Origin of the sequence: Psychrobacter coccoides (genome assembly GCF_017498085.1) — a bacterium.
GTDB lineage: Bacteria > Pseudomonadota > Gammaproteobacteria > Pseudomonadales > Moraxellaceae > Psychrobacter > Psychrobacter coccoides.
In genome coordinates this window covers 125,693-136,164 of record NZ_JAGBKM010000006.1, presented here as the reverse complement: position 1 = coordinate 136,164, position 10,472 = coordinate 125,693, and the positions used below count along the sequence as shown (strand labels likewise).

General features: G+C 43.2%; 8 protein-coding genes. 6 read left to right on the top strand and 2 right to left on the bottom strand.

The window, feature by feature from the left end; translation table 11 throughout:
* Positions 1-57: 57 nt before the first annotated feature.
* Positions 58-411: an IS630 transposase-related protein gene (locus tag J3492_RS05250; RefSeq protein WP_207988742.1), complete on the top strand. Its 354-nt coding sequence runs from the start codon at positions 58-60 to the stop codon at positions 409-411.
* Positions 395-904, top strand: a complete 510-nt coding sequence (locus tag J3492_RS05245) for an IS630 family transposase (protein ID WP_207989865.1) — start codon at positions 395-397, stop codon at positions 902-904. The genes J3492_RS05250 and J3492_RS05245 overlap by 17 nt, the downstream gene beginning before the upstream one ends.
* On the opposite strand, the gene J3492_RS05240 is transcribed toward J3492_RS05245, so the two are convergent.
* On the bottom strand, positions 868-1,860 hold the full coding sequence (locus J3492_RS05240; protein ID WP_207990612.1) for a DUF262 domain-containing protein: 993 nt from the start codon (positions 1,858-1,860) through the stop codon (positions 868-870). The two genes, J3492_RS05245 and J3492_RS05240, sit on opposite strands and share 37 nt — an antisense overlap.
* Positions 1,861-2,055: 195 nt before the next feature.
* Complete coding sequence (gene uvrA / locus J3492_RS05235; protein ID WP_207990610.1) at positions 2,056-4,962, bottom strand: excinuclease ABC subunit UvrA; 2,907 nt, start codon at positions 4,960-4,962, stop codon at positions 2,056-2,058.
* 516 nt (positions 4,963-5,478) lie between these two features.
* Here uvrA and J3492_RS05230 point away from each other — a divergent pair.
* From J3492_RS05230 to J3492_RS05215, 4 genes are all read left to right on the top strand, one after another.
* Positions 5,479-6,843, top strand: coding sequence for an MFS transporter (locus tag J3492_RS05230; protein WP_207990608.1), 1,365 nt, complete (start codon positions 5,479-5,481; stop codon positions 6,841-6,843).
* 145 nt (positions 6,844-6,988) lie between these two features.
* On the top strand, positions 6,989-8,770 hold the full coding sequence (locus J3492_RS05225; RefSeq protein WP_207990606.1) for a choline/carnitine O-acyltransferase: 1,782 nt from the start codon (positions 6,989-6,991) through the stop codon (positions 8,768-8,770).
* 330 nt (positions 8,771-9,100) lie between these two features.
* Positions 9,101-9,682 carry a single-stranded DNA-binding protein gene (gene ssb, locus J3492_RS05220; RefSeq protein ID WP_207990604.1) on the top strand — a complete coding sequence of 194 codons (582 nt, stop codon included), beginning with the start codon at positions 9,101-9,103 and terminating at the stop codon, positions 9,680-9,682.
* A gap of 414 nt (positions 9,683-10,096) precedes the next feature.
* The gene (locus tag J3492_RS05215) at positions 10,097-10,420 is read left to right on the top strand and encodes an H-NS histone family protein (protein ID WP_207990602.1); all 324 of its coding nucleotides are present in this window, start codon (positions 10,097-10,099) and stop codon (positions 10,418-10,420) included.
* The last annotated feature ends 52 nt before the right edge of the window (positions 10,421-10,472 follow it).

The following is a 10,472-nucleotide window of genomic DNA, read 5'->3' as shown; positions in this document are numbered from 1 at the left end:
AGTTCTTTTTAAATAAGATACAATCGTTTTAAAGCAAGCGAAATAGCAGAAGAACAAATGACCTATTCAGCAGATTTTCGAGCACAAGTGATTAAAAGTGTCAAAAACAAAGACATGAGTATCCGTCAGGCTTGTACTTTCTATAATGTTAGCAAAACCGCATTACAGCGCTGGCTGAGAAACCCAAGTATCAAACAAACTCGAGATAAATCACCAACTAAAATACCGAATGAAGCACTCTTAAAAGACGTTGAACAATATCCAGACGATTATCTGTACGAGCGAGCTAGGCGATTCAACTGTAGTAAGACCGGCATGCACACTGCTTTAAAACGTCTAGGTATCAGTCAAAAAAAAGACCTTAGAGCATCCAAAAGCCTGCCTGATAAAAAGAGTGGCTTATCAGAGTAAACTTGATCGCTTTACGCAGCAAGGCTATCCCATTATCTATATGGATGAAAGCGGCTTTGAGCACGAGACCATCCGCTCTCATGGCTATGCACCGATTGGTACACCCTGTATCGACAGCTACAACTGGCAAGCAAAAAAGAGAACTAACGTCATCGGTGCTCTTTATAACAAGATGCTGTTTGCGCTTGATTACTTTGAACAGAATATCAATAGCAATATATTTTATGACTGGTGTAAGATCACACTTATTCCAAGTCTCAAGACTAAATGCGTGATCGTTATGGATAACGCTAGGTTTCATAAAAGCAGACGTATCCAAAAACTGCTCAACAGACATGGTCATCGCATTCTATGGCTGCCACCCTATAGCCCTGATCTTAACCCCATTGAGAAAAAATGGGCACAAGCAAAGTTTCTACGCCAAGGCTGGATGGAGAATAATCTGCCTAAACTGTTTCATGATATGGGCTGTATTTCTTTTATAGTGAACTGACTATATCTAGCATCGTTTTTTGGAGTAATCTTTGTAAGAAAATCATCATAAAGCTTAGTACCTGTTGATTTTTTATATTTTGATATCCAAAAATGTCTATAATATGTAGTTAGTCCAACAGTTTCTTTTCCAGAAGTAAGTATTTCTTTAACATTAGTCCATTTTATATCAGCATAATCAGCAGGAATCTCTTTATCGACAATTTCGAATATCTTGTTTTTTATTAAATCAACATGGGATAGTTTCTTCCCTTTAGCATTTAATATTTCAAAGATCATATTTGCATTTTCTTTATCGGGAGTAGCTATAGCTATAAATACTGTACCTAATATTTGGTCTCTAAGAGATTTTAGAATATCTACGTACTCTATCTGATCTATCTTATCACTACCGATATTCTTTTTAAGATGCGATTTTAGGTTGTTTAAATCTAATCTACTGTATAAGTAATTAAACGATTCTTTAATGAGTTCTTCTTCTTCTGATTCTGCTTCCTGAGTCACGTTTTTTTCTATATCTTGAATAAAATACGAGAAGTATGGATAATGTGTTTTGCTGTCCAAAACCTTATAATCAACACCATCATCGTCTTTATCTACAATATACTTAAATAACTGCTTGCTTAGAACGTCCTCACCAATCTCTTTAAATCTATCTGAAAGAGCAGAGAATAGTATTGTAATTGTAGTAAGGCGCTGTTGACCATCAACTACATGTATATACTTATCTGCATTATTCTTATCTACAAAGTCGCCAATGAACAGCATTGTTCCTAAAAAGTAGCTTTGGTTTTTTAGCTCATTATCTTTAAAAATAAGACAATTTAACATATCATCAATAAACTCTTGATAATGTTTTTTGTTCCATGAGTAGTCGCGCTGAAAACGGGGTATAGAGAATTGGCTTCCAGAGTTAAAGAGCAATTTAATACTCGTTTCATTAGGTTGCATATCCATTTTATTCTCCTAATTATATTGAAAAGGTACTAGACAAATTATTTATAGAGTATATCTTACCTTAGAAGCTTCGATTTAGGGACTTGTTTAGCCTCAGTAACAGCAAAAAGCAATACTAGCTATAACAACCAAACCCCAACCAACAAAAAAGGCCATCCCAAAAGGATAGCCTTTAAATAACAACTAGTTAACCTACTAACTCGCCTCAGACACCGCCTGGTCCAACATCGGCTTTAAAAACTCACCGGTATGCGAACCTTCTACCTCCGCTACTTCCTCAGGTGTGCCTTCAGCGATAATCATACCGCCACCTTTACCGCCTTCAGGGCCTAGATCAATCACCCAATCCGCCGTCTTAATGACGTCTAAGTTATGCTCAATAACCACGATGGTATTGCCTTTATCACGTAGCGCATGCAGGATATTGAGCAGCTTAGCGATATCATGGAAATGCAAACCAGTAGTCGGCTCATCCAAGATATAGAGCGTTTGACCAGTATCACGTTTGGCAAGCTCACGTGCCAGCTTCACCCGCTGCGCCTCACCACCAGATAGCGTAGGGGCAGACTGTCCAAGACGAATATAGCTGAGTCCAACCTCCATCAGTGCTTGCAGGCGACGATAAATCGCAGGGATGGCTGAGAAAAACTCAGTGGCGTCTTCAACCGTCATATCGAGCACATCAGCGATGGTTTTGCCTTTATAGTGAATCTCGAGCGTCTCACGGTTATAGCGCTTACCATCACAGCTGTCACACGGCACATACATATCTGGCAAGAAGTGCATCTCAACCTTGATCAGGCCATCACCTTGACACGTCTCACAGCGTCCGCCTTTGACGTTAAAGCTAAAGCGACCAGGCTTATAACCACGAGCCCGGGCTTCGGGAGTCTGGGCAAACATCTCACGTACTGGGGTAAAGACACCTGTATAGGTGGCTGGGTTGGAGCGTGGGGTACGGCCAATCGGGCTTTGGTCGATATCGACCATTTTATCTAAGTGCTCAAGACCGCTGATGCTGTCAAACTTATCAGGTATCAAGGTTGAGGCATTATTGAGCTGAGTAGCAGCGACTGGCATCAAGGTACGGTTAATCAGGGTAGATTTACCAGAGCCTGACACACCAGTGATACAGGTCATGATGCCGACAGGCAGACTAAGATCCACATCTTTTAAGTTATTACCTGCAGCGCCTTTTAGCTCGATGCTCATTGGCATGGCTTTGGCTTTCTTTTTACCTTTGGTCTCTACTTCTATGGTTTTAGCCTTATGACGAACGCTTGGAATCTCGATTTTTTTCTCACCTGACAGATACTGTCCAGTGAGGGATTCTGTAGACTTCATGATGTCTTCTACTGGGCCCTGAGCGATAATATGGCCGCCATGTACACCAGCACCAACACCGATATCGATGACATGGTCGGCTTGACGAATCGCATCTTCATCGTGCTCAACGACCAGTACGGTATTGCCTAAGTCACGCAAACGGGTTAAGGTTTTTAGCAAGCGGTCATTGTCCCGCTGATGCAGACCGATCGACGGCTCATCGAGGACATACATCACGCCCATAAGCCCCGCACCGATTTGACTGGCAAGGCGAATACGCTGGGCTTCACCGCCTGATAGCGTCTCGGCAGAGCGGGCCAGCGATAGGTAGTCTAGGCCAACACTAACCAGAAAGTTTAGACGCTCATTGATCTCTTTAAATATTTTTTCTGCCACTTCGCCCTTATGACCGCTGATCTTAAGGGTTTTATAATAGTCAGCGGCATCACCGATAGAGAGCTTGACGATATCGGCGATGGTTTGGTCATCGACACGCACGTTGCGTGAGATTTCGTTGAGACGTGCGCCATCACAGACATTACATGTGGTATCGGCCAAGTATTTCGCCAGCTCGTCACGCACGAGGTTACTTTGGGTCTTGGCATAGCGACGCTCTAAGTAAGGCAGTACGCCTTCAAAAGGTACGGTTTTGTTGGTCTTACGGCCGCGCTCATCAGTGAAGTTAAAGGTCAGCTTCTCTTTGCCTGAGCCATGCATAATAAGATCTTGCTGCTGCTTGGATAGGTCTTGCCACGGTGTGTCCATATCGATATTGAAATGGTTGCAGACAGTGGTTAGGAGACCAAAGTAATAAGCGTGACGCTTATCCCAACCATTAATAGCGCCTTGGTTGAGTGATTTTTCATGATGGGTAATCAGCTTCTCAGCAGAGAAATACTGACGTTTACCCAGACCATCACAGCTTGGACAGGCGCCATAGGGGTTGTTAAAACTAAACATGCGCGGTTCAAGCTCAGGCACTGCTCGATCACAGACAGGGCAGGAGTGCTTGGACGACATCACTTGATTGTCACTGCCGCCATCCTTTGGATTGCCATCCATAAAGTGCAGGGTGACCAAGCCTTGACCTAAGCGCAAAGCGGTCTCCAGACTTTCGGCGACACGGTTGCCCAAGTCATTACGCACTTTAAAGCGGTCAACCACCACTTCGATGGTGTGCTTCTTTTTCTTATCCAGCGCTGGCAGCTCATCGGTATCATAGACCTGACCGTCAACACGTACCCGTACAAACCCTTGGCCAATTAATTGCTCAAGCAGGACGGTATGCTCGCCTTTGCGCTCACGAATCACGGGCGCCAATATCATAAGCTTGGTATCTTCAGGCAGGGCCATGATCTGATCAACCATTTCGGTGACAGATTGAGCGACCATCGGCTCGCCATGTTCAGGACAGTAAGGCGTACCGATACGGGCATACAGAAGGCGCAGATAGTCGTAAATCTCTGTGATGGTACCCACGGTCGAGCGTGGGTTGTGGTTGGTTGATTTTTGCTCGATGGCGATAGCAGGAGAGAGTCCCTCGATGCTGTCGATTTCAGGCTTCTCCATTTGTGAGAGGAACTGACGGGCATAAGCGGACAGACTCTCAACATAACGACGCTGCCCTTCGGCATAAAGCGTGTCAAAAGCTAAAGACGACTTACCTGAACCAGATAAACCCGTAATGACCACGAAGTTATCACGTGGAATGTCTATGTCGATGTTTTTTAGATTGTGAGTACGAGCACCGCGTACTGAGATATGATCGTTTGCCATCGGTTAGAGGTTTCCTATTTGCAAAAATGGTATTTGAAACAATATCTAAATATCAAAAAATCAATAAAGCTGTGTCGGTTTATTAAAGGGATGAGATAAATAGTTTTTTAAATTTATATTGCTTTATAAACATTAAGGATTTCATAAAGCAATATAAACGCCTATATTTATTGGTGGTGTCGTCTTTTAATTCACACTGACTTACCAAAGGCAATAATTATCAAGTTTGGTTGATTAGATATAGTCGATCCACTATATAACAGCTTGCGATGCCTTACTTTATTGTCATGGTAGCAGCATTATTCAAGGTAACGAGGCACATCAGATGCACTTAGTAACAAAATTATTGTCTACTATAAAGCGCTCAGATAGGGCTAGGCGTGCAGCGGTGGCAGTCAGACAAAAGTCTCGGCAACCAAACGGCGAATGTCTTATACTAGGAGCCCTTGATTTGTAGGCGGATGCCTTGATAGATCGACAGTGATATAGCAGCAATGACAAACCTGTGAGGCAAGTATGAATAGCGTAGAAAAACGGGCAATTCTCGGGGTCGGTGGTATCTTTGCCTTGCGGATGATTGGCTTGTTTATGATTGTGCCCGTGTTTGCTGTATATGGTGATAATTATACGCATGCCACGCCTTTTTTGATCGGTTTGGCCGTTGGTATTTATGGCCTCGGTCAGGCGGTTTTTCAGATACCCATGAGTTTAGCTGCCGATAAGTTCCCACGTAAGCCTATCATTATGTTGGGATTGGTACTGTTTGCTGCAGGGGGTGTGGTGGCTGCCAATGCCACAGATATCTATCAAGTCATTATCGGTCGGGCGCTGGCGGGTAGTGGAGCGGTATCGGCGGTGCTGATGGCGTTACTCGCTGACGTGACTCGTGAGGAGATGCGCACCAAGGCGATGGCGACCATGGGCTTGACCATTGCCACCTCCATTATGCTTGCTTTCGCATTCGGTCCGCTCATGGTGGATTCGATTGGTATCTCAGGGCTATTTTGGTTGACCGCAGGTTTTGCTGTATTGGCTATGGTCTTGTTATTTGTTGTGCCAACGCCACTGCGAGTGCTCAAACACAATCTGGATAACAAGTCGATTGGTCAACAGCTGGCTACTGTTTTAAAAATCGGTGATTTAAACCGCTTACACATCGGTATTTTTGCCCTACATTTGACCCTCACTGCGATATTTGTGATTTTGCCGCAGCAACTGACCGATGTCATGGGGTTATCTGTACGCCAGCAGGGCATGGTGTATCTGCCACTACTGTTTATTGGTTTTGCCGTCGCCATTCCTTTTATTATCATTGCCGAAAAAAAACGTAAGATGCGTCAAGTGTTTTTGGGGTCAATTGTGGTGATGACAGCTTCTTTAGCGCTATTGGCACTTGGTAGCCAAGTCGGTATTGGTATCATTTTAGGTTTGTTGTTTTATTTTATGGGCTTTAACTTACTTGAGGCCACCATTCCGTCATGGATATCGAAGCGTGCGCCAGTCGCCAATAAAGCCACAGCGATGGGACTTAATTCGTCCAGTCAGTTTTTTGGCGCATTTGTCGGTGGGGCGTTGGGTGGTCTGCTGTTGACTCAGTCCAATTTGCTGGCTTGGGGCGTACTGGCTGCTATCATGGGCGCAGCGCTATTGATTATTTTTCCCATTGCGCAGCCGCCTTACTTATCGAGTACCACGGTAACTATTCCTAAGAATATCGATATCCAAGACTGGTCGCAGCAAGTCATGGCCGTCAATGGGGTCGACGAGCTGGTGGTGATGGCAAAGGAGCAAGTGGCTTATCTAAAGTTAGATAAGACTCAGCTGACTGAAACTTCACGCCAACAGCTGTCAAGTCTGGTGCAGAGCTCGTTGGATATTTAATGGTCATGTTGATGGTTTGAGCGTTTTATCGTATCAAGAGAGAGCGATATTATTGCTGAATGGGTGGAAAGTCCGCAAAAATGTCTTTCAATCACGCTGTATCTGTTTTAAATTTAGATGACTCTACTAAAAGGAAGCACAGTCTATGCAGCCCCTACCGATACCGCCCGTCACCCAGACACTACAGCGCTTTATTGAGGGTATATCCCCGTTATTGAGTGAGACTGAGCGTGAGCAAACCAAAGCGGCTGTGGCTGATTTTGCCATTAATGATGCACTAGTACTACAACAGCGCCTGATGGATTATGCTGATGAACAAGCAAAAAGTGGGCAAAGCTGGCTGACCAAAATCAAGCTCGCAGAATACCTACAAGATAGACGTCCACTAGCGCTGTCTAATAACGCCAGTTTGCAGTTGGATTATCCTGACAAGTCCATTGGTACAGCACGAGCCGCCTCTTTTATTCAGCGCATGGTTCACACGCATATCGACTATATGAATGGAGATATAACACCGCCAACGGATCCGCGCGGGCAGCCCATTTCTACCTATAATTGGCGTATCTTGACAGGGGCGGTACGTGAGCCGCAGCCTGAGGGCGACTACTATTACTATGCCGCCAATCACGTTGCCAGTCGTCATATCAGCGTGCTCTGGCAAGGGCATCATATCGCTCTGCAAGTAACGGACGTACAGGGCAACGTATACTCAGTTAGGTCGCTAGCAAAGGCGCTTGATAGCATTATAAATAGCGACTATGACCAACCTGCTTTTGCATTTAGCGCCATTAGTGCTTTGGGCAGTGATAAGGCTGCGCATTACCTTGATTTGCTCAGCAAAGCGCCAGCAAACAGACGAGCTTATGACGCTCTGCGCAATAGCTTATTTACTTTTTCAATGTATCATTTTACAGATCTATCCAAAGAGACTGATATTGAACAAGCTGAGACCGAGCAGATACAGCAGCAAACCTTTATGCCTGGTAATGCTTGGCAATTTAAACCTATCAATTATCAGATGGATCTACAGTCGGACTTTTTAGCCATTCACTTTGAGCATAGCGAAATTGATGGCGCAGCGTTGAATCATTTATTCACTTATGCTTTTGCGCTTAAGTTGCAGGAGGATAGCAACGAAGAGAAAAAAGAGTCAGACCTGCCATCTTTGCAGCAGTTAGACTGGGTGTCTAATGAGGATAATGAAGCGACGGTAGCGAGTATCGTACAAGATATTGCAGCTGTTAGCATACAAGCAAAACAGATCGCAGTACAACGTTGTACAGTCGATTATAGCGCCATTACTGATAAAAAAAGTAGCAATAAAAACAGTAGCATCAAAGTCAGTCACGATGCCATGATGCAGTTTGCCCTGATTTACGCGCAGTTAAAAGTATTTGATAAAGTGCGTCATACTTATGAAGCGGTTGATACCAGTCACTTTATGGCGGGGCGTACCGAAGGCCTGCGTCCTAACAGTCATGAGGCGATTGCATTATGCCAAGCGTTGCTGACGGATAGTGCCACTCAAGAACAGCTGGCAAGCGCCTTTACTGCCCATAAACAGCGGGTCATCGCTTGCAAGACTGGTCAAGCGTTTGATCGTCACTTAACTGGGCTGAAAGCTATGATGCATAAAGATGGTCAACAAAGCATGGCTGATGCAGCGGCTTTTTTTGCCAGTCTTGGTTATCAAAAACTGACTGGCGGTGATTTTTTATCTACTTCATCTATGGGTGTTCGCTATCCTGTTAAACGTATTTTATTTGCCCCAACCTATGTAGGCGGTTTTGGGGTCAATTATAGCTTAAGCGATACAGAGTATGAGTTTGTGCTTTTTGCTGATAGCGAGAGTCGTCCGTATCTTGATGACATGGCTCAAGCTTGCGTAGCAGGCGTCAATAAAATAATTGCATTATTAACAAAATAGGTCGGTTTCTACGTATCGAGTGAGGTTGCTTGTCACTCTAACGACAGTTAATGCGTGTCATTATAGCGAGTTCTAGATAAGAAGAGCTGCACATGAGATAGAACGTGCCAGTTTTATTTAGGATTAACCATAGACGACAAACGTTGTCGTATATTGGCCAAAATTACTAGATATTTGAACAAAACTTGTATAAAGTAAAACCATCTTAATAAGTTATCTTATTATTTTATATTAATGGATTACTAAGCCGATTAACAAAAGATCAAAACAGCGGTGATTGGTAGTTCATAAATCTATATTATAAAGTTGTTTATTTAAAAGGACAGTATTATGCGCGGAGTCAATAAAGTAATTATCATCGGTAACCTTGGAGCAGATCCTGAAGCACGTCAATTTAATAATGGCGGTAGCGTGACCAATATTTCAGTTGCGACCTCTGAGCAGTGGACAGACAAACAAAGCGGTGAAAAAAGAGAGGCCACTGAATGGCATCGCATCTCTTTATTTAATCGTTTGGGCGAGATTGCTGCACAATATTTACGTAAAGGCAGTAAAGTATATATCGAAGGCAGCTTGCGTACACGTAAATATCAAGACCAAAACGGACAAGACCGTTATATTACTGAGATTCGTGCTGAGCAAATGCAAATGCTGGATAGTGCGGGTGGTGGTCAAGGTGGTCAGCAAGGCGGCTATAGTAACCAAGGCGGTGGACAAGGCTTTGGCGGTCAGCAAGGTGGCTATAATCAAGCGGGTGGCGTAGCTGCGGCAGCACAAGGCGGTAACCAAAATAGCTTCAATAATCAGGGCGCTTCTGCGCAGCAGAATCAGTTTAACCAACCAGCACAGGCACCGCAGTCTAAGCCTAGTGTCATGCCAGACGGCCCTGTCGACGATGATATTCCGTTTTGACGTGTACCTTAGAGTTTAATGTAAAGACAATCATTAAGAGCCTGTAAATACAGGCTCTTTTTTATGATTGGTATAATAAAAGCCCTACGCTATAAAATATATTTAATGATATTACGTTTTTTACCGAACATAATTAAACTCTATAATGCTGTTTTGTTTAGAGTTATATCATGGTTTTGTTTTTAATCATTTGAATTAATGATTTATCGAATATAAATAATATGTTAATCTAGCACAGTCGCTAGTACTGGCTATCTAATATTAAGTTTGATTGTTTATTACAGCATAAACTTTTTAATTTAATATAAAAACATATTTACCGTAACAAAGCAGTAATATTATTAAACCAATTATTACCTAATAAAGAGCAATTGACTTTATTAGGTTTGTTTCCGTTTTATAACCGAGGCTATTATGCAAAAAAATAAAACCATTGATTTAGATAATTTAGATGTTGATGAGCTGCGGGCCATCACTGAGAGCGCACAGCAGCTTATCGAAAAAAAGCAGCATCAGCGTTTGTACGATGCTTATATGCAGTTTGAAAAAATTGCAGAAGAGAGCAATAGTACGATTGAGGAAATCCTAAAGGCAGGTGAGAAGCTGGAGAAAAAACGCAATATCAAATACCGTAATACAGCCAATTATGAAGAAACATGGACGGGTCGTGGGCGTAAACCGACTTGGCTCGTTGAGGCGTTAGCAGCAGGTCGCAATCTTGAAGAGTTTGCTGTCTAAGTGCGTTGATCTTTAACTGACTCGACTATTTAAATTAAGTCGGTGGTCAGTA